The following is an 18,927-nucleotide window of genomic DNA, read 5'->3' as shown; positions in this document are numbered from 1 at the left end:
TTTCAATAGAAAGGCGCGCGGCGCCCGCTCCAGCACCACCCACCTGCTTTCCCCTCATTCTCCTATGCCCAACATTGCCATTCTCGGTACCGGACTCCTCGGTAGTGGTTTTGCCGAAGCCGCTTGCAAACGTGGCTGGACCGTGACCGTGTGGAACCGTACGGCCAGTAAGGCGCACGCGCTCGAAGCGTTTGGCGCCAAGGTCGCCGCAACGCCTGCCGACGCCGTGCGCGGCGCTGACCACGTGCACCTCATTCTCCGCGATGACGCGGTAGTGGAAGAAGTGATCGCCGCCGCACGCGCCGCACTCGGCGCCGACACTGTGATCTGCGATCACACCACCACGCAGCCCGCGCTCACCGCAGCGCGCATGGAGCGCTTGGAGAAAGAAGGGGTGAAGTATCTGCACTGCCCCGTGTTCATGGGGCCGCCGGCCGCGCGCAACGCTGAGGGGAGCATGTTGGTGGCAGGCCCCGCTGCGCTGTTCGCCAAGATGGAGAGCGCGCTCACCGCGATGACCGGCAAGTTGCAATACCTCGGCGAACGTCGCGATGCGGCTGCGGCGTACAAGCTCTTTGGCAACGCCTTCTTTGTTGGAATCGCCGGCACGCTGGCCGATGTGTTTTCGATTGCGAAGGGCGCCGGCTTTGCGCCGGAAGAGACGCTGAAGGTGCTCGACGTGTTCAACCCCTCGGCGATCATCGGTGGGCGCGGCAAGCTCATGGCCGCTGGCAACTTTGCTCCGATGTTCGAACTCACCATGGCGCGGAAAGATGTGCGCCTGATGATCGAAACGGCCGGCTCGGTGCCGCTCGCCGTACTCCCAGGACTCGCCGCTCGTATGGACGTCCTCATCGCGCAGGGCCACGGCGCCCAAGATGCCGGAGTGGTGGCAATTGACGCCGTCACCAAGTAACCAAGCCGGTAAAAGCGGCCAAGGTTGACCCAGCCCTGCTGGACGGCTATTTTTTATAGGCTATTCCCGAGTAGCTCAGGTGGTAGAGCAGGTGACTGTTAATCACCCTGTCGGGGGTTCGAGTCCCTCCTCGGGAGCTAAAAGCGGGGCAATCACGCAAGTGATTGCCCCGCTTTGTTTTACGCCTATCCGTCGACGGACTGTTACGGCACCGGCTTCCCAACCTCAAGCGCCGCGCTGGCCCGCCGAATGAGGTCCGCCTCGCGTTCCAAGGCCGCGGCGGCCACCACGATCTGCTCGTCGGCCTCCTTCCAGCGCCGCTGCTCCACCGCCTCGCGCACGCCGGGCATCGTTTTCACACCGTATCCCGTGTAGAGCCCGGGCGCATACAACAGATGCTTGTACCACGGGCGGAGTGGCAACCCGTTGGGGCCAAGCAACATTTGATCGGCGAGTTTGAGCAAGTCGTTCGCCTTGGCGAACTGCGCCGCACTCGCCCCGCTCGCCATCGCCGAGGCGTACGCTTTTTCGTAACGCTGTGCGGCACGGCTGAGCTGATCGGTGGCATTATCCATCGGCGCAAAATTGAGCACGGGCGCTGGCTCTTCGGCCTTGGGGGCCTTGAGTGGCTCGCGCGGATCGACCGTTGCGCTGAACACCCCTTCGTCGATCTGCTTGTTGGTTTCGGCAATCTTGTCGGCGACCTTCGTGCGGAGTTCCTTGAGTTCGCCCACGTAGCCATTCACCGTCTCGCTCAAGTTGCCGAACTCCATCGGCAACACATCGGCGCTGGCCGCACGCATGATGCCGGTGCCGACGACCTGCGCGAGGGCCCTGCCGTACACAAACGATGAGTCGCTGTACTTCATGTACCAGGCAAAGCTGTCGTAGATGGAGTGGTAAATGCCGCCGCCATCTTCGCCGCCGAAGCCGGCGTTGAGCGTGGGAATGCCGAGGTGCTGCAGGAACGGAGTGAAGTCGGAGCCGGAACCGAGTGCGCCAATGTGCAGATCGCCGCGCGTACGTGCGTCTTTCTTGTCGGCAGCGCTGCCATCGGCAATCGCGTGCAGCTGCGCGCGCTTCCACACGCTGAGCTTGGTCTCGGGGTCTTCCACATCCTTGGCTACTTCATTGAAGAATCGCTCGAGACTGTGTGAGCCTTCCATGCCGAGGTAGCCGCGGCCGTTGCCGTCGGTGTTCAGATAGAGCACGCCCTTCTGCCGCAACTCGGCGTCGTGCGCTTCTGCCCACTCGGTGCTGCCGAGGAGCGCAGGTTCTTCGCCATCCCAAAAGCCATAGACGATAGTGCGCTTGGGCCTCCAGCCCTGTTTGAGCAGTTCGCCCATGGCGCGCGCTTCTTCGAGTTCGGCGACTGCACCCGAGATGGGATCTTCGGCGCCATTCACCCACGCATCGTGGTGATTGCCTCGGATGACCCATTCGTCGGGATACGTTGAGCCGGGGATTTTGCCGATCACGTCGTAGAGGGTCTTGAGGCTCCAGTCGAACGAGAGCTTGAGATGCACCGTCGTTTTGCCGGCGCCCAGTCGATAGGTGATGGGGAGCGACCCACGCCACGATTCCGGCGCCACGGGGCCCGTCATCGCGGCGAGTAGCGGTTGCGCATCACCGTAGGAGAGCGGAAGCACGGGAATCTTCATCACCGTCGCGGCGTCTTTGACGGCGAGACGTTTGGCATCCTTGGTGGCGCCGACGCCTGGCGTGAGCGGATCACCCGGGTAGGTGGGCATATCCATGATGCTGCCGCGCTGTGCACCGTCGCTCGGACGCCACGGCCCGTTGGGATAGGTGAGCCCCTGCGAGTAGCCGTCGTCCTTGGGGTCAGAATAAATGAGACAGCCCACGGCGCCATGTTCGTACGCGACCTTCGGTTTGATGCCGCGCCATGAGCCGCCGTACCGCGCAATGACAATCGCGCCCTTTACAGAAATGCCGCGGCGGTCGAGCTCGTCGTAGTCCGCGGGAACGCCGTAGTTCACATACACGAGTGGCGCGGTGACGTCGCCGTCTGCCGAGTAGGCCACGTACGTTGGCAGTTGCTCGGCTTTTTGATTTGAGGTTGGGTCTTCTTTCAATACTTGTTCGTCGAGCTTCGCCGTGAACTTGCTCGGCGACACCATCTCAAGCAGCCGTTCCTTGGGTGTGGGGAACAACACCTGGAATTCCTCGATGGACGCCTGCCATCCGTACGACGTGAGTTGGTCACGCAGCCACTCGGCGTTGGCTTTGCCATATGGCGATCCCACGTGATGCGGGCGCGCGCTCAGGCGACGCATCGCCTCGCGCAGGCGCGCCGGCTCGGGAATGGCTTTGAACTTTGCTTCCCAGTCACGTTCGATTTTGGCCGACGCGCTGGTGAAGCCGCGCAAGTCGCCCGGATCGAGGACGGTTTGCGGGACGAACGGTAGCAGCAGCGACGGTACGAGCAATGCACGGAACAGCGGCAGCATCAGAACCTCGGGGGTAAGGACGAGCGTCGAGCGAAAGCGTGAGCGTACGACAGCCGATCCACTGACAGACTTGCAAAATGAAACGCGGAAACGGTCCGCGCCGATCTACCTACGGAGCGCCTTTCACCACACTGACCTTCGCGCCCTTCCGCTGATAGACCACTTTCCCCTCAAAGAGCGTCATCTGCGCCTGCATCTCCTTGAGGTCGGCCGTGGGCACGGTGTACGGATCGCGATCCCACACGGCGAGGTCGGCGTATTTTCCGACTTCCACCGACCCGATTTTCTTTTCGAGAAACATTTGCCGTGCGGCCCAGATGGTGAATGACCGAAGCGCGGTGTGCACATCCACCGACTCGGCGCGGCCATACACATCTTTGCCGTAGGTGCCGAGCGCCGGCTCGCCGGGAACGGCGTCACGTCAAAGTCTGAACCGCCGGCCCAACGAATGCCGCGGTTTTCGAAAGTCTTGAATGGATTAAGTCGCGGAAGCCGAGTGGAGCCGAAGTTGCCGGCGTAGGTGTCGCCAATCCACCACATAAAGGTTGCCGACGGTTCCGGAAACGCCGCATCGAACCGTTTTTGCAGATCGGCAATCACCATGATGGCGTGATCGGTAGGGACGTTCGCGTGAATGATGCTGTGGCGACGTCCCTTGAGCGGATTGGCGCGCATCGCTTCGGCGTAGCTATCCACCACCCAATCGATGGCGCGGTCACCCACGGCGTGCACGCCGATGTTGAACCCCGCGTTGTGGAGCGCGATGATCATGGCGCGCAGCGTGTCGGGATTGAACGATGGATAGCCGCGATTGCCGGTGTCCACTTCGTTGCCGTTCTTGTTCCACTCGTCGTGCATCCAGGCGGTGCGCGATCCACCGCTGCCGTCGGCAAAGAGTTTGACGCCGCCGGAAATGACGTGGTCGTCACCGGTGGACTGATAGGGCTTTGAGATGGCGGCCTTGGTGGCAATGAGACGTTGCACATCGGCCATCGAGCTCCCGCCGCTCCAGAGTGCAAAGACGCGCAATGGAAGTTTGCCGTTCGCGGCGACCTTGTTGTACGTGTCCCACACTTCGTCTCCGATGCCGGGGTCTTTGAGCCCCGTCATCCCTTCTGCGCTAAACGACTGCGCGAGCGCCGCGAACGCCTGCTGCCGCTCTTCGGACGTGGGCGGTGGCACCAGACGCGTGACCAGGTCCTGTGCGGATTCCTTGAGGAGACCCGTCGGCACGCCTTCGGCGTCGCGGTCGAGGCTGCCGCCGGCCGGATCTTTGGTGGCGCGTGAGATGCCGGCGAGTTTCATGGCGGCGCTATTGGCCACACCGTAGTGCCCCGTGGTGTTCACAAGCCACACAGGATTCTTTGGCGATACCGCGTCGAGATCCTTAGCGGTGAGCATCCGACGTTCGGTGAGTTTGCCTTCGTCCCAACCGCGTCCGCAGATCCATGCGCCAGCGCCCTTCTGTTTGATGCGCGCCGCTATGCCGTCGCGCACGTCGGCAATGCGCTTGGCGGTCGGATAGGCCACATCCAAGCAGAGTGATTTATCGAGTGCGCCGCCAGAAAAATGCGAGTGCGCGTCGAGCAACCCTGGGGTAACGGTCAGCCCCTTGAGATCCACGCGCTGGGTGGAGGCGTTGGCCAGTTTGAAAATGTCCGCGCTCTTCCCCACCGCAACGATCTTGCCGCCGCGCACCGCCACCGCCTCGGCGATACGGTCCGCGGAGTCGACGGTGATGATGTTGCCGTTGAAGAGAATGAGGTCCGCGGGCTGCGCGGATGCCGACGTGCTGGCCGATGCACTCGAGGGCTTGGCAACGGCCGCACCGGACTGCGCCAGCAGCGACGTGCGACCCGTGACCGGCGAACCTAACAGGGCCGCGATCGTCCAGACCGATGTCCAACGAGCCGACGGCATCCGAACTGGCATCTCATCCCCGGGTGTTTGTGCAATCGGGCGGCGTCTGGCGCCGCGGAACCGCCTCAACGATGCCCATTTCTCCCCTGCGCCGCGAGGGGCTGGGGCTGTTTTCTACTACGTCCTGGGCGGGGTCAGTGCGCTGGGCGAGCCCCCCCGCGGACTCTACTAACCGCTAACGAGCCACCGCCCCGCATTCTATCTTCTCGGCAACCCGGAGGAAGGCATGCCGACTGGCGGCGAAGTGCTCGCGAGAATGTTGCAGGCAGAGGGTGTCGAGGTGGTGTTTGGCATCATCGACGGCACGTACTACGGCGGCATGCCGACTGGCGGCGAAGTGCTCGCGAGAATGTTGCAGGCAGAGGGTGTCGAGGTGGTGTTTGGCATCATCGACGGCACGTACTACGGCTTCTACGCATCATTGCATGCGTTGGGTATCACACTCGTCACGCCGCGGCACGAAGCCAGCGCAGCGCACGCCGCGGCGGCATACGCGCGGCTCACCGGCAAGCTCGGTGTGTGTATGGCCAGCAACGGCCCGGGGGTGGCGAATATTCTCCCCGGGCTCGTGGTGGAGCAGACGGAGGGGAACCGCGTCCTCTGCATCACCAGCGCGCGCCGCACCGGCGCTATGTATCCGATGCGTACGGGTACCTATCAGGGGTTCGACCAAGAGGCGGTGATCGGCTCCTTTGCCAAGTGGAGCCGCGCGGTTCCGAGCTTTGAACGGATTCCCGAACTGATGCGCGCTGCGTTACGCGCCTGCTGGGACGGGCGACCGGGTGTGGTACACATTGACGTGCCAGAAAACTTGATGAATGCGGAGGTCAAAGCCGACGTCTCCTATTGGAAGCCGTCGCAGTACCGACGCACCACACCCGTTGCGGCCGACGCGGGAGATGTGGAGCGCGCCGCGACGCTGCTCTTGCAGAGCGAACTCCCGGTGATTCATGCGGGAAGCGGCATCATTCACGCGCAGGCGTTTGACGAGCTGAGCGCCGTAGCGTCGCTCCTCGAAGCGCCCGTCACGACAAGCTGGGCCGCGCGCGGTTGCTTTGACGAATCATCGCCGCTCGCCATTCCAATGACGCACATCAAGCTGAACAACCTTGCGCGCAATGAGGCCGACGCCGCGCTCGTGCTCGGCTCTCGCCTCGGTGAAACCGACTGGTGGGGCAAGGCGCCCAACTGGCGCGCGCCGTCGGAGCAGCGCACGGTGCAAGTGGACATTGACGATTCCACGCTCGGCGCCAACAAACCCGCCGAGGTGGCGGTGTGCGCCGATGTGGGCGTTTTTCTGCGCTCGCTCGCCGTTCGCCTCACCGAGCGCCGTTCCGAGATGTCGCACGCGCGGCGGCGCGAACGGGTGGCGGACTATCAGCGCAACCTCAAGCGGTTCGCCGAAAAACTCGAGGGCGCGCTCAAGGACGACAGCGCTCCCCTGCACTCCGCGCACGCGCCGGCGCTCGTGCGTGAGCTCTTTCCGGCAGAGAGCCCGATTGTGGCCGACGGTGGCAACACTGCCGTCTGGACGATGTTCTATACCAAGGCTCACCTGCGCGGCCGTATGCTCTCCACCATGAAAATGGGGATGCTTGGCGCCGGCATGGGTCAGGCGATTGGCGCGGCGATCGCGGTGCCCGATCACCCCGTGGCCTGCGTGATCGGTGATGGCGCAGCGGGCATGCATCCGCAGGAAATCGAAACCGCCGTGCGCCACAAGTTGCGCATCATTTGGCTTGTGCTCTGCGACAAGCAGTGGGGGATGGTGAAGATGACGCAGAGTATTGCCATGCGCCCCGTGAAAATGTTGCTCAAGAAGCGGCTCGACCCAGGCGAGAATATTTGGGCCGACTTCGGCGACATTGATTTTGGCGCCGTGGGCAAGGCGATGGGAGCAGCGGGAGAGCGCGTGCAGTCGCCCACTGCGTTGCGCGCGGCCGTCACGCGTGCGTTGGCGCACGACGGCCCGAGCGTGATTCACGTGGACGTTAATCCGGTGGCGCACATGTGGGCGCCCGGACTCCTACACTTCAAAGCCTTGCATCAGGAGCCCAAGGGGAAGTGAGCGAAATCGACGCTGTTCGACTGAACTTCAGTCCAGCCACGTTGCATCTCCTCAACGCGATCCTTGCGATCGTGATGTTTGGGGTGGCACTTGAACTGCGAGCGGATGACTTTCGGCGCGTGCTCCGCGATCCAAAGCCCGTGCTCGTGGGGATCACTGGACATTACGTCGTCTTTCCCGCGCTCACCTTTTTGCTCGTGCTCATCATTCGGCCGGCGCCGAGCATCGCCCTTGGGATGATGCTCGTGGCGAGTTGCCCGGCCGGCAACATCTCGAACTTTCTGGTGCATCTCGCGCGTGGCAACACGGCGCTTTCGGTGAGCATCAGCTCGGCGTCCACCGTGTTGTCGGTGGTGATGACACCGCTCGTGCTCCGGTTTTGGGCGTCGTTATACGCGCCGACGCGGGTGCTCCTCCGCGACGTCGCGGTTGATCCGCTCGAAATGTTCGTGACGATTTTCGTGTTACTCGGTCTCCCGCTGACGCTCGGCGTACTCGCGGCGCGGCGCTGGCCCGCGTTGGCGGCACGAGCCCGCGTGCCGCTCAAGCGTTTTTCGATTGCCATCTTCGCGGCTTTTCTGGTGGTCGCGCTCATTGGCAACTGGACGTATTTCGCCGCATACGTGGGGCGCGTGGTGTTCGCGGTCTTCCTGCACAATGCGATGGCGCTGACCACCGGATACTGGACCGCGGCCGCACTCGGGCTCCCCGAGCGGGACCGTCGCGCGGTGAGTTTTGAGGTGGGCATTCAGAACTCAGGGCTCGGGCTGATTCTGATCTTCACCTTCTTCGGTGGACTCGGTGGCGCCGCGATCGTTGCCGCCTGGTGGGGGATCTGGCATATTATCGCCGGCCTCTCCCTTGCGACCTATTGGTCGCGACGGCCACTGCTCTCGCTCGGTGAGGCCGCGTCATGACCACGGTACTCGTCACAGGGTCGTCCGGATACATCGGTCAGCAACTGGTGGCGGAGCTTGCGTCGCAGGTCGGCAAAGGTCAGCTCATTGGCGTTATTGCGTGCGATGTGAAACAGCCGGATGCGCTTCCGGAGCACGCCACGTGGGTTGAGCACGACGTCCGACGTCCAGCGCTCGCAACCGTCCTTGCCACCCACAGGGTCAACGTCGTCGTGCATCTGGCCGGCATCGTGACCCCGCCCAAGGGCAGCAGTCGCGATTTCGCGTATTCCGTGGACGTCGAGGGCACGCGCAACGTGCTGGACGCCTGCGTCTTCGCAGGCGTGCGCCGCGTGGTCGTCACGTCCAGCGGGGCTGCCTACGGCTATCACCATGACAATCCAACGTGGTTGGTGGAGTCAGACGCGCTTCGTGGCAACAAAAGCTTTGCCTACTCCTGGCACAAACGACTCACCGAAGAAATGCTGCTCGACTACCGTCGCGCATACCCGCGCCTTGAACAGGTGATCTTCCGCGTGGGAACAGTCCTCGGGGAGTCGGTCGACAATCAGATTACGGCGCTATTTGAACGTCCGCGACTGCTCGCCATCAGCGGCTCGGACTCCCCCTTCGTTTTCGTTCATGACCGCGATGTCGTGGGGTGCCTCATTCGCGCCATCGATTCGTCGGCCACCGGTATTTTCAACTTGGCCGGCGATGGCGCTTTGACCATCGACGAGATTGCCGCGGTGCTGGGGAAGCGAGTCCGGCGCGTGCCCGCGTGGCTCGTGGAGCGGGTGCTCGCACTCCTCCATCCGCTCGGAATCGTGCCCTACGGCCCTGAGCAGGTCAACTTTCTGCGGTACCGGCCCGTGCTGGACAACACGCACCTCAAACAAGACTTCGGCTACAGCCCGGCGTTGACCTCCCTTCAAGTGCTGGAGCTCTGGCGCGACTCGCGCCGGCGTGCCACCACCGATGCCTGACCCTCGTCCGTCGGGCGGCGCAACAGAGCGCCGGGGTGACGTACCGCCCAACCAGACCAGCGACCATATTTAGGGATGCCAACTCCACTCGTAGGCATCATCATGGGGAGCAAGTCCGACTACGAACACCTCGTACCGGCCTGCGAACTCCTCGACCTCGTGGGTGTGCCCTACGAAACGAAAGTCGTTTCGGCGCATCGCACCCCGGACTGGATGTTTGAGTACGCGGCCAGCGCCGAATCGCGCGGCCTACTCTGCATTATTGCGGCTGCCGGCGGCGCTGCACATCTGCCTGGCATGGTGGCGTCCAAGACGCTCGTACCGGTGCTCGGCGTGCCGATTCCTGCGACGGCGTTGAACGGCATCGACGCGCTGCTCAGTATCGTGCAGATGCCCGCCGGTGTTCCCGTCGGAACGCTTGCCATTGGCAAGCCGGGCGCCACCAACGCCGCGATTCTGGCGGCGGAGATTGTGGGCGCGCATCAGAGCGCGGTGCGCGACAAACTGCGCGCGTGGCGCGCGAGTCGCCGCGACGACGTGCTCGGCCAGACGCTCCCGTGACTGCGCGCCACGCGCCCATTCTTCCCGGCGCGACAATCGGTTGTCTCGGGGGCGGGCAACTTGGCCGCATGACGGCGCTCGCGGCGCGCGCCATGGGCTACGACTTCGTCACGCTCGACCCCGACGCCGATTGCTCCGCCCGACCAGTGGCGACGCGCACCTTCACGGCCAAGTGGAGTGATGTCGCGGCGGCGACGGAACTCGCCGCACTGGCAGACGTGGTCACGCTCGAGATTGAACAGATTCCGCTCGCCACGCTCGACGCTGTGGCCGCGCTCAAGCCGCTGCGCCCCGGCGCCGACGCGGTGTACGTGGTGCAGGATCGTGCGCGGCAACGCGAATGGCTCGCACGCGAAGGGTTTCCGCAAGGCGCCTTTCGCACGGTGGTAACCGCCGCCGAGTGCGCGAGTGCCATAGCCGCGCAGGGGCCGTCGATCGTAAAGTCAGCGCACGGCGGTTACGATGGCCGCGGGCAAGCGCGCGTACGTGAAGCCTCCGAGGGGGCCTCCGCTTGGGCCGCCGTTGGGGGCCGCTGTGCGGTGGTCGAGCAGTTCCTCGACATCAAAACAGAGTTGAGCGTGCTGGTAGCGCGTCGCGCCGATGGTGTAGCGGTGGTGTATCCGCCCTCGCGCAATCATCACACGCATGGCGTGCTCACCTGGGCGGTCACACCGTCGGGCGCGTCGGCGGAGCGCGAACGCGAGGCCACTGAGCTCGCGCAAGCGATTGCCGAGCGCTTGGGAATCGTTGGGCTACTCGCCGTGGAACTGTTTGTGCTGCAGGATGGGCGCCTGCTGGTGAACGAGCTGGCGCCCCGTCCGCATAACACCTATCACCACGCCGACCGTGCGAACGCCACTAGTCAGTTTGAGCAGTTGGTGCGTGCGGTCTGTGGCCTGCCGCTCGGCAGCACAGAACTCGTGGTGCCTGGGGCGATTCATAACCTGCTTGGCGACCTCTGGGTGGACGGCCAAGCACCGGACTTTGCCGCCGCGCTCGCCGTCAGGGGTGTTCGGGTGCATTTGTACGGGAAACGGGAGTCGCGCCCGGGGCGCAAGATGGGGCATCTTTCAGCGGTGGGTGCGACGGCCGACGAAGCACTCGCGCGTGTGTGCGAGGCGTACGCGGCTCTCATCCCAAAGGCGCTATGACCGACACTCCATCTCCTGTATTCCGCGAGCTCACGCGCGAAGAGTGCGAAGCTGTGCTCGCGCGCAACAATGTCGGTCGCATCGCGTTCAGCTACCGCGATCATGTGGACATTGAGCCCATCCATTATCAGTACAACGAGGGATGGCTCTACGGACGCACCACGCCAGGGACCAAGCTGCGCACGCTCGCGCATAATCGATGGGTAGCGTTTGAGATTGACGAAGTGCGTGCGCTGTTCGACTGGGAGTCAGTGGTCGTCAAAGGCGCGCTCTACCTATTAGAACGCAACGGCACGCAGGCCGACAACTATACAAAGGCCATTGAAGTGCTCCGGCACTTCCTGCCTGAGGCGCTCGAGCAAGACGACCCCACGCCCGACCGGCACGTGGTGTTCCGCATTCACGCCGATCAAGTCACCGGGCGATCCGCTAAGGCCTGATTCCGTATTTGGCGAGTGCGGCCTTGAGTTTGTCGAGTGGAAGCGCCTCAATCGTGCGCCCATTTCCCGTGACCGTCGTCGCGCGCGTGAGCGAGTTGTAGAGCGCCTCTTCCGCCGCTTCAACCGTGGCTTCGAAAACCGCCGACACCTCTTCGTTGGCGAGTTCCGTGGTGGTGTGACGCTTGGCGTCCCACGCGCGCCGCACCAGCGGCGACGTGGAGAACGCAATGGCGTAGTCGCCACTTCCATTAGACGCGCTCGACCCCGTACGCCCGAGCGCCATCATCGCACGCGCGGCCACGCGCCGCAGGTTGCGGTCCGAGAGTGGCGCGTCGGTGGCGATCACGATCATGCACGAGCCATCGCCACGCTCAGTGGCCACATCCTTTTGGAACGCGTACTGGCCGAGTTCTTTTCCAATCGGAGCGCCCATCATTTGCAGGACACCGCCGTAGTTGCTCTGCACCAACACGCCCACGGTAAACCCGCCAAGCGAAGCCGGCAACACGCGCGACGACGTGCCGATGCCGCCTTTCCACCCAAAGGCGACAGTGCCCGTGCCCGCCCCCACCGCCCCTTCGGCCACCGCGCCGCTCGACGCCGACTCCAGCGCGTGCCGCACGTGCTCCGCCGTCACCGGCCGCGAGCGAATGTCGTTGAGTGTGCCATCGTTGGTCTCGCCCACCAGCGGATTGATCGAGCGCACCTTCTCCATCCCCGGCAGCCCGAGCATCCATTGGGCCATGGCATCGGCGGCGCGCCAAACACAGAGCGTGCAGGTGAGGAGAATCGGCGTTTCCATTTCGCCGAGTTCATTGACCTGCGTGCTCCCGGCCAGCTTCCCAAAACCGTTGCCGACCACCACCGCGGCGGGCACGCGGTCGAGATAGGCGTTGCCGCCGTGTGGCAAGATGGCCGTCACTCCGGTGCGGACGTGGTCGCCCTCGATCAGCGTCACCTGCCCCACTTTCACCCCACCGACGTCGGTGATGGCGTTGAGGAGGCCGGTCTTGAATATCCCCGGCGCGAGGCCGAGGTCACGAGCACGGGGACGGGGCTCCTGCGCGCCCAAAAACGGAGCGGAGAGCGAGGCGAGGATGGCGGCCTTCGAAGGGAGTCGCATGAGGCGAAGATAATGTATCTTTCCCGTTCATGCCGCTCCTCCCACTCTTTGGCCACCAGGCGCTCCGCGACCGGCTCAACACGCAGGTCGCCCGCGGCGCGCTTCCCGCGAGCCTCTTGTTGCAGGGGCCGCCTGGGGTGGGCAAGCAACAACTCGCGCTCTGGCTCGGTCGGCGCTTGCTCTGCACCGGTGCCAACGCGCCGTGCGGTGAGTGCCAGCACTGCAAGTACGCACTCGATGGCGTGCACCCCGATCTGCGATGGTACTTTCCGCTTCCGCGCCTAAAAGACACGGCCAACGTCGCGCTTGAAGACGTCACCGAGGCGTACGATGCCGCAGTCGCCGAGCGACTGGAAGACGGTGGCGTGTACGCGTCGCCGGACGGACTCGCGGGCATCTTTGTGTACGTGTCACGATGCATCGTGCAGCAGGCCACTCGCACGCCCGCGATGGCGCGTCGCAAGGTATTCGTGGTGGGCAATGCCGATCGCATGGTGCCGCAGGCCTCGAGCCCTGATGCGGCCAACGCCTTTCTGAAGTTGCTCGAAGAACCGCCAGAAGACACCACCATCATTCTCACCACCAGCGAGCCCGGCGCCTTACTCCCGACCATTCGCTCGCGCGTCGTCACCGTGCGCGTCCCCCGACTCGGTGCCGACGACATGCGTGCCTTTGTTGAACATCCGTCTGTGCGCGACACCGTGGCCAAGAGCAGCAAGAATCTCGACGCCCTGCTGGCACTCGCCAACGGCGCGCCGGGCATGCTGATTGGCACCGACGATCGGAGCGCTGCCGTCACGCGCGCGAAGGCGCTGCTCGACGCCTCGCGGCAAGGGAGCGATGTGCGGCTCCGCGCCGCCTTCACGCAGGGCTCGTCCAAGGCGCGCGGCGCATTCTCCGACGTACTCGACGCCCTCACGGTATTGCTTCGCGATGCATCCCAACGCGCGGCAGTCGCCGGCGATGCGGCGGGCGCAGTCGCTGCAGCCCGAGCAGTGTCAGTCGTGGAAGAATCCAAGCGCGCGGCAGAGGGGAACGCCATTCCACAGTTGGTGACCGCGCAGCTCCTTGAACAACTCGCCGGGCTCGGCGCATGACCGCGGCGCGACGGAAACCAAGCGTGAAATCGAGCGCGAAACAGAGGCCTATAGCCAGCGTGAAGGCCGGCGCGAAAGGCGGGGCGAAAGGCGGGGCGAAGCGCACCGCTACTCCCCGCCTTTCGCACGTGGACGCCGCCGGCGCCGCAACGATGGTGGACGTCAGCCCCAAAGCCCCCACCGCACGACGAGCGATCGCCGAGGGGCGCATCACGATGAGCGCTGCGGCCTTTGCCGCCGTGAGAGCCAATCGCGTGAAAAAAGGCGACGTGCTCGGCGTGGCGCGCCTAGCTGGCATTCAAGCGGCCAAGCGCACCGCTGAGCTCATCCCGCTCTGCCATCCGTTGCCGCTCACCGATGTGCAGGTGGTGCTCACACTCGACGCCAAGCGGCATGCGGTGCGCGTGGAAACATCGGTTGCCACCGTCGCGCCAACGGGGGTGGAGATGGAAGCGCTCGCGGCGGCGAGTGTTGCCCTGCTCACCATTTACGATATGGTGAAGGCGCTCGATAAAGCGATGGTGATCGAGCGCGTGCGCTTGCTCGAAAAAACCGGCGGCAAGAGCGGCTCGTACAAGGCGCGCCGCACCAGGTAAAGCGGTTACGCAAAAGTTGCTGCGTGCGCGGTAAAAAGGTTTGCCGATACGGTGCCGATCATTGATTCATCGACACCCTATCGGGGATCTCCGCTCATGCCGCGTAGAATGCGCAGCTTGTCAGTCAAGCTCATTGTGCCCATCTCCACCACGCTCGTGCTGGTGTTTGCAGCGCAAACTGCTTGGCAGTGGCAAACACGCAAAACGGAGCTGGTGGATTCCCTTCAGCATCAGGCCAAGGAAACCAGCGCGGTTGTTGAGGCAACGCTTCGACACGCGATGGTGAAAGCCGATCTCGAAGGGGTCGACACGATGATGACGCGGCTCGGCCGGCTCAATGGGCTCAAACGCGCGTTCATCGTGACGCCAAAGGGCCGGGTGTTTCGTTCATCCGACTCGACGATGAACGACAAAAAGACGACCGAAGCCATCGTGCAGCAAGCGCTAACGAGCAAACTCGACGCTTCGTCGTTCACGAACACCGCCGACGCAAAGTCGTATGTCACAGGCGTGACCCCCTTTCGCGCCGAAGCCGCCTGCGCCGAATGCCACGACGAAATCGCGGTCGGCCAACCGATCGGGTACCTCGTGGTTGAGCGTTGGTCCACCGCTGAGATGGCCGAACTGCGCACGAGTCAGATCAAGAACATTGGCGTGAGCCTCGCAGTCGTGCTGATGCTGGGTATCGCACTCGGCCTCATTACCCGCACCATCACTCGACCGCTCGTGAGCATCACCCGTTCCGCCGCGCTGATTGCCCAAGGCGATGTCGAGCAGGATGTGACAGTGCATTCGGACGACGAACTCGGCCTGCTCGCCGATTCATTCCGCGACATGATCGAATACATCCGGAGCGTTGCGCGTGGCGCGGACTCGCTGAGCCGCGGCGATGTCACGTCGCAGCTCACGCCGCGCGGCGAGAAAGATGTGCTCACTAAGTCGTTTATGCACTTGCAGCGGACCATTGGCGAACTCACGATCGAAGCCAATCGGCTCGCCACTTGGGCGAAGGACGGCGAACTGAACAAGCGCGGCGACGAGGCCCGATTCCAAGGCGCCTTCCGCGATCTCGTGCGCGGCATGAATCAAATGGTCGAAGCCGTCAGTCAGCCGGTGAGCGAATCGACCGGTGCACTCCAGCGGCTTGCGCGGCGCGATCTCACCGCGCACATGGACGGTCAGTACAAGGGGCAGTACGCGACCATCAAAGAGGCCTTCAACACGGCCACGCTCCATCTCAACGAGGCACTCGGCGAGGTGTCATCCGCCTCGCAGCAGGTCGCGGCCGCAGCGGGTCAGATTCACACGGGAAGTCTGTCGCTCGCGGACGCCGCCGCCGAGCAGGCCAGTTCGCTCACGAAGGTGGGCGGCGCGCTGCATGCAATGGCCGCGAAGGCAAATGCCAACACCGCGCATGCGGCGAACGCGCGCGTGATGTCCGGTGACGTGAGGGCAGCCGCCGAACACGGCGCGGAGAACGTGCGCTCGCTCTCGGAGGCGATGGATCGCATCAAGACGTCGGCCGACGCCTCTGCCCGCGTGGTCAAGACGATTGAGGAGATTGCGTTCCAGACCAACCTATTGGCTCTCAACGCGAGCGTCGAAGCGGCGCGTGCCGGTGATGCGGGCCGCGGCTTTGCGGTGGTGGCGGATGAAGTCCGGAGCCTGGCGGTGCGCAGCGCCGAGGCCGCGAAGCAGACGGCAGAGCTCATTGAGGAGTCGGTGGCGAACGCAAACGCCGGCGTGCACATCAACCGACAAGTGCTCACGGACTTTGAGAACATCACCACCAAGGTCCATTCCGTGACCGACGTGATTGCAGAAATCGCACTCGCGAGCGCGCAGCAGAGCGAGGGTGTAGCGGAGATCAACAGCGCGGTCGACACCGTGAATCAGAGCATGGCGTCCACGGCGCGCACATCGTCTGATTCGGCCGCTGCGACAACCGAGCTCACCGGTCAGGCCGGGACGCTGCAGGACATGGTCAGCACCTTCGAACTACGTGAGCCAGCATCAGCGCCCCCGATGGAGCTCTCGCGCAGCGTGCGGACCAAGCCGACGGTGCGCCGAACGTTGCAGCACGTGTAGGTCGCGCGCGGTGGACCGAGCCGCCGCCTAAGGGGTCGGCGTTGGTTTCTTTGCAGGCGTGCTCGGTTTGGCGGGAGCGGACTTCTTGACCGGCGCGCGCTTCGACGGCGACGTGTTCTTTTTCGAGGGAGCGCTCTTAGTCGTCGGCGTGCTCTTTTTGGCTTTCGCACTCGCCGAACTGGCCGCCGGTTTCTTTGCCGCCCCGCCATTGGCGGTCACACTACCTTTTGCCGCCGCGCCCTTCTTGGCCGCCCCAGCTTTTGCGCGACGCGGGTACCGCTCAATCGACGGATCAGGCACATTGAGCGCCGCCGACACCGTCGCGGACGTTGGAATGAGCATCACTTGCCCAGCCGCGAGATTCCCGCTCTTGAGCCGCGCCGCTTTGGGATTGTACCAGCCAAGTTGTTTGGCGGTGAGCCCGTGCTTGCGCGCCACGGACGTCATCGTCTCGCCTTTCTTGGTCTCAACCTTCACCCACGCGCGAAGTTCCGCTGGCTCCAGCGCCGAAAAGTGATCGACAAACGACGCGCCGGTGCCCGCGGGGACGCGCACCAAGAACGAATCCCCCGGCGGCGTGACGCCTCGAATGAGATGCGGATTGAGTTCGTTCATCATCGCGACCGTGGCATTCGTGGCATTCGCCACAGCGGCGAGGGGCGTGGCGCCTGGCACACGCACCGTGTCGAACGCGAGCGGCGGGAGCGATTCCACCACCACGCCGTAGCGGGCGGGCTGTTTGCCCACCAATGCTGCGGCAATGATCTTCGGCACGTAGTCGCGCGTTTGCGGACGCAAATATTTCGTATCGGACAGCGTGAAGAACCGATCTTCACCGGTCACACCGTTGAGATCGCTCGCGTAGAGGGCCAGGCCCCGCGAAACACGTCCGTCGCCGCCATTGTATGCGGCCGCGGCGAGATACAGCGAGCCGAACTGCGCGCGCAGCCCGCTCAAATAACGCACAGCGCCCTGCGTTGAGCGCACGGGATCGCGGCGGTCATCCACCCACCAGTCCACGCGCATCCCCACGCCACGCGCGGTGCCGGCCATGAACTGCCACATCCCCACCGCCGCTGCCGTGGAGTAGGCGTGCGTATCGTACCAACTTTCAATTAGCGCGAGGTAGGTGAGATCCTCGGGGAGCCCGCCCTCGCGCAACGCGCCGCCAATCAGCGCACCGTAGCGCGTCTGCCGCTGCAACGCCTTGGCAAACGGCTCCTTGGCGCGACCGGAGAATACGCCTACAAAATGCTCGACGCGCGCGTGCGTCTCGTAGGAGCGCACGTCCATGTCCCACGTGGGTTCTGCGGGGCCGTCGGTTCGCGGAGCCACGGCATCGCCGAAGACCTGTTTGGCCTCGCTCGCAATCATCGACGCGGTGACGATCGCGGAATCCTTGGTGGTCGCTGCACCGACTCCGGTGGAACGGCCGCCCGCGCCCTGCGACGAAGCCCCCGCCGCGGAGGCGGTTGGCACTCCTCCATTTCCGGCCACGCTCGCCGGCGGAGCACTCGCACCAGCACTCGCACCAGCACTCGCCGCAGCGCCACCCACGGCGCCACCCACGGCGCCGCCCGTGGGCGCCTCTGCCCCGCGGGTGCTCGGGAACAGCCGAGCGCACCCAACCAGTCATCCCGTATATTCGGGGGATGCGCCCTCTCCTGCCAGCCCTCCTGCCAGCCCTCCTGCTCGCCAGTTGTGCCTTCGCCGCGGCGTCGCACCCTGATTTCCTCGCCGCCCAAGCGTCGCCAACTCCACTAAAAGCATCAACCGCGCCCGCGAAATCGGTCGCCGAACTGCGCGACCGACTCAGCGCTCGCATTGCCGCACAGCCCGGCGCCGAAGTCGGCATCTGGTTCCGCGATCTCGCCAGCGGCGACACGCTCGCCATGAACTCCGACCTGTCGTTCCACGCCGCCAGCACAATGAAAGTGCCGGTGATGATCGAACTCTTTCGTCGCGTTGATGCGGGCACGCTCACGCTCGACCGCACGCTGCGCCTGCAAAACAGCTTCGCGTCTATTGTAGACGGATCTCCGTATACACTCAGCGCTTCCGACGACTCCGACAGCCTCCTCTACAAAAAAGTGGGCACCGACGTCTCGCTGCGCGAACTCAACGAACGGATGATCACGCGCTCGAGCAACCTCGCCACCAACGCGCTCATTGAACTGCTCGACCCGAAAGTGGTGAACGCCACCGCCCACACCCTTGGCGCCTCACGCATTGACGTGCGCCGCGGCGTGGAAGACAACAAAGCATTCCAGGCCGGCCTCAGTAACACCACCACCGCGCGCGACCTCGGCGTGTTACTCGCCGGCATCGAAGCCGCGAACGTGGCCTCCAAGGCCAGCTGCACGGCCATGAAAGACGTGTTGATGCGCCAAGAGTTCAACGACGAAATCCCCGCCGGGCTCCCTGCGGGTACGCCCGTGGCGCACAAGACGGGCTGGATCACCGGCACACTACACGACGCGGCCGTGGTGTATCCCAAAACGCGCGCACCCTATGTGCTCGTGGTGCTCACACGAAAGATTCCCGACGAAAAAGTCGCAGGGCGACTGATCGCGGAGTTGTCGCGCGAGGTCTACGCCTTCGCGACGCGTTGAGC

15 protein-coding genes, 1 tRNA gene and 1 pseudogene are annotated in these 18,927 nt (G+C 64.2%); 12 read left to right on the top strand and 5 right to left on the bottom strand.

All coding sequences use genetic code 11. The features are described from left to right. The first annotated feature begins 64 nt into the window (after positions 1–64). The gene (locus NTZ43_05760; GenBank protein MCX5766711.1) at positions 65–916 is read left to right on the top strand and encodes an NAD(P)-binding domain-containing protein; all 852 of its coding nucleotides are present in this window, start codon (positions 65–67) and stop codon (positions 914–916) included. Positions 917–980: 64 nt separating this feature from the next. Next, positions 981–1,053: transfer RNA gene (locus NTZ43_05755), tRNA-Asn, on the top strand. Between the two features lie 66 nt (positions 1,054–1,119). Here the strand turns inward: NTZ43_05755 and NTZ43_05750 are convergent. The 3 genes and pseudogenes from NTZ43_05750 to NTZ43_05740 all read right to left on the bottom strand — a co-directional run bounded on the left by NTZ43_05750 (position 1,120) and on the right by NTZ43_05740 (position 5,307). Next, positions 1,120–3,387 (bottom strand): M28 family peptidase, encoded by a 2,268-nt coding sequence (locus NTZ43_05750; protein MCX5766710.1) that lies wholly within the window; start codon positions 3,385–3,387, stop codon positions 1,120–1,122. A 109-nt stretch (positions 3,388–3,496) separates the two neighbouring features. Next, positions 3,497–3,733 carry an amidohydrolase family protein gene (locus NTZ43_05745; GenBank protein MCX5766709.1) on the bottom strand — a complete coding sequence of 79 codons (237 nt, stop codon included), beginning with the start codon at positions 3,731–3,733 and terminating at the stop codon, positions 3,497–3,499. A gap of 74 nt (positions 3,734–3,807) precedes the next feature. Then, a pseudogene (locus tag NTZ43_05740) lies at positions 3,808–5,307 on the bottom strand (amidohydrolase). Positions 5,308–5,533: 226 nt separating this feature from the next. Between NTZ43_05740 and NTZ43_05735 the strand changes: the two are divergent. From NTZ43_05735 to NTZ43_05710, 6 genes are all read left to right on the top strand, one after another. Next, positions 5,534–7,375 carry a thiamine pyrophosphate-binding protein gene (locus tag NTZ43_05735; protein MCX5766708.1) on the top strand — a complete coding sequence of 614 codons (1,842 nt, stop codon included), beginning with the start codon at positions 5,534–5,536 and terminating at the stop codon, positions 7,373–7,375. Beyond that, the gene (locus NTZ43_05730) at positions 7,372–8,292 is read left to right on the top strand and encodes a bile acid:sodium symporter family protein (GenBank protein MCX5766707.1); all 921 of its coding nucleotides are present in this window, start codon (positions 7,372–7,374) and stop codon (positions 8,290–8,292) included. Before NTZ43_05735 ends, NTZ43_05730 begins: the two co-directional genes overlap by 4 nt. Then, a complete protein-coding gene (locus tag NTZ43_05725; GenBank protein MCX5766706.1) occupies positions 8,289–9,257 on the top strand; it encodes an SDR family oxidoreductase in 969 nt (322 codons plus the stop codon). Before NTZ43_05730 ends, NTZ43_05725 begins: the two co-directional genes overlap by 4 nt. Positions 9,258–9,332: 75 nt before the next feature. Next, the gene (purE, locus tag NTZ43_05720) at positions 9,333–9,818 is read left to right on the top strand and encodes a 5-(carboxyamino)imidazole ribonucleotide mutase (protein ID MCX5766705.1); all 486 of its coding nucleotides are present in this window, start codon (positions 9,333–9,335) and stop codon (positions 9,816–9,818) included. Next, on the top strand, positions 9,815–10,969 hold the full coding sequence (gene purK / locus NTZ43_05715) for a 5-(carboxyamino)imidazole ribonucleotide synthase (GenBank protein MCX5766704.1): 1,155 nt from the start codon (positions 9,815–9,817) through the stop codon (positions 10,967–10,969). The genes purE and purK overlap by 4 nt, the downstream gene beginning before the upstream one ends. After that, on the top strand, positions 10,966–11,409 hold the full coding sequence (locus NTZ43_05710; protein ID MCX5766703.1) for a pyridoxamine 5'-phosphate oxidase family protein: 444 nt from the start codon (positions 10,966–10,968) through the stop codon (positions 11,407–11,409). Before purK ends, NTZ43_05710 begins: the two co-directional genes overlap by 4 nt. On the opposite strand, the gene NTZ43_05705 is transcribed toward NTZ43_05710, so the two are convergent. Further along, positions 11,399–12,532 (bottom strand): P1 family peptidase, encoded by a 1,134-nt coding sequence (locus tag NTZ43_05705; protein MCX5766702.1) that lies wholly within the window; start codon positions 12,530–12,532, stop codon positions 11,399–11,401. The genes NTZ43_05710 and NTZ43_05705 overlap by 11 nt on opposite strands. A 29-nt stretch (positions 12,533–12,561) precedes the next feature. Between NTZ43_05705 and NTZ43_05700 the strand changes: the two genes are divergently transcribed. The 3 genes from NTZ43_05700 to NTZ43_05690 all read left to right on the top strand — a co-directional run bounded on the left by NTZ43_05700 (position 12,562) and on the right by NTZ43_05690 (position 16,313). Continuing rightward, positions 12,562–13,629, top strand: a complete 1,068-nt coding sequence (locus NTZ43_05700) for a hypothetical protein (GenBank protein ID MCX5766701.1) — start codon at positions 12,562–12,564, stop codon at positions 13,627–13,629. Between the two features lie 59 nt (positions 13,630–13,688). After that, positions 13,689–14,225: a cyclic pyranopterin monophosphate synthase MoaC gene (moaC, locus tag NTZ43_05695; protein ID MCX5766700.1), complete on the top strand. Its 537-nt coding sequence runs from the start codon at positions 13,689–13,691 to the stop codon at positions 14,223–14,225. A gap of 108 nt (positions 14,226–14,333) precedes the next feature. Beyond that, positions 14,334–16,313, top strand: a complete 1,980-nt coding sequence (locus tag NTZ43_05690) for a methyl-accepting chemotaxis protein (protein ID MCX5766699.1) — start codon at positions 14,334–14,336, stop codon at positions 16,311–16,313. 27 nt (positions 16,314–16,340) lie between these two features. Here NTZ43_05690 and NTZ43_05685 read toward each other — a convergent pair whose 3' ends face one another. Then, the gene (locus NTZ43_05685) at positions 16,341–17,882 is read right to left on the bottom strand and encodes a transglycosylase SLT domain-containing protein (protein MCX5766698.1); all 1,542 of its coding nucleotides are present in this window, start codon (positions 17,880–17,882) and stop codon (positions 16,341–16,343) included. Between the two features lie 83 nt (positions 17,883–17,965). Between NTZ43_05685 and NTZ43_05680 the strand changes: the two genes are divergently transcribed. Further along, entirely contained in the window at positions 17,966–18,925 is a 960-nt protein-coding gene (locus tag NTZ43_05680; protein ID MCX5766697.1) for a class A beta-lactamase-related serine hydrolase, read from the top strand. Positions 18,926–18,927 lie beyond the last annotated feature (2 nt).

It is taken from the genome of Gemmatimonadota bacterium (assembly GCA_026387915.1).
GTDB lineage: Bacteria > Gemmatimonadota > Gemmatimonadetes > Gemmatimonadales > Gemmatimonadaceae > Fen-1231.
Note: the sequence above shows the minus strand (reverse complement) of the source record. Positions and strands in the feature narration are given on the sequence as shown.

Coding starts and splice junctions, on each gene's coding strand:
- NTZ43_05760 (MCX5766711.1), top strand. CDS start 65: ATGCCCAACATTGCCATTCTCGGTACCGGACTCCTCGGTAGTGGTTTT.
- NTZ43_05750 (MCX5766710.1), bottom strand. CDS start 3,387: ATGCTGCCGCTGTTCCGTGCATTGCTCGTACCGTCGCTGCTGCTACCG.
- NTZ43_05735 (MCX5766708.1), top strand. CDS start 5,534: ATGCCGACTGGCGGCGAAGTGCTCGCGAGAATGTTGCAGGCAGAGGGT.
- NTZ43_05725 (MCX5766706.1), top strand. CDS start 8,289: ATGACCACGGTACTCGTCACAGGGTCGTCCGGATACATCGGTCAGCAA.
- purE (MCX5766705.1), top strand. CDS start 9,333: ATGCCAACTCCACTCGTAGGCATCATCATGGGGAGCAAGTCCGACTAC.
- NTZ43_05710 (MCX5766703.1), top strand. CDS start 10,966: ATGACCGACACTCCATCTCCTGTATTCCGCGAGCTCACGCGCGAAGAG.
- NTZ43_05705 (MCX5766702.1), bottom strand. CDS start 12,532: ATGCGACTCCCTTCGAAGGCCGCCATCCTCGCCTCGCTCTCCGCTCCG.
- NTZ43_05700 (MCX5766701.1), top strand. CDS start 12,562: ATGCCGCTCCTCCCACTCTTTGGCCACCAGGCGCTCCGCGACCGGCTC.
- NTZ43_05690 (MCX5766699.1), top strand. CDS start 14,334: ATGCGCAGCTTGTCAGTCAAGCTCATTGTGCCCATCTCCACCACGCTC.
- NTZ43_05680 (MCX5766697.1), top strand. CDS start 17,966: ATGCGCCCTCTCCTGCCAGCCCTCCTGCCAGCCCTCCTGCTCGCCAGT.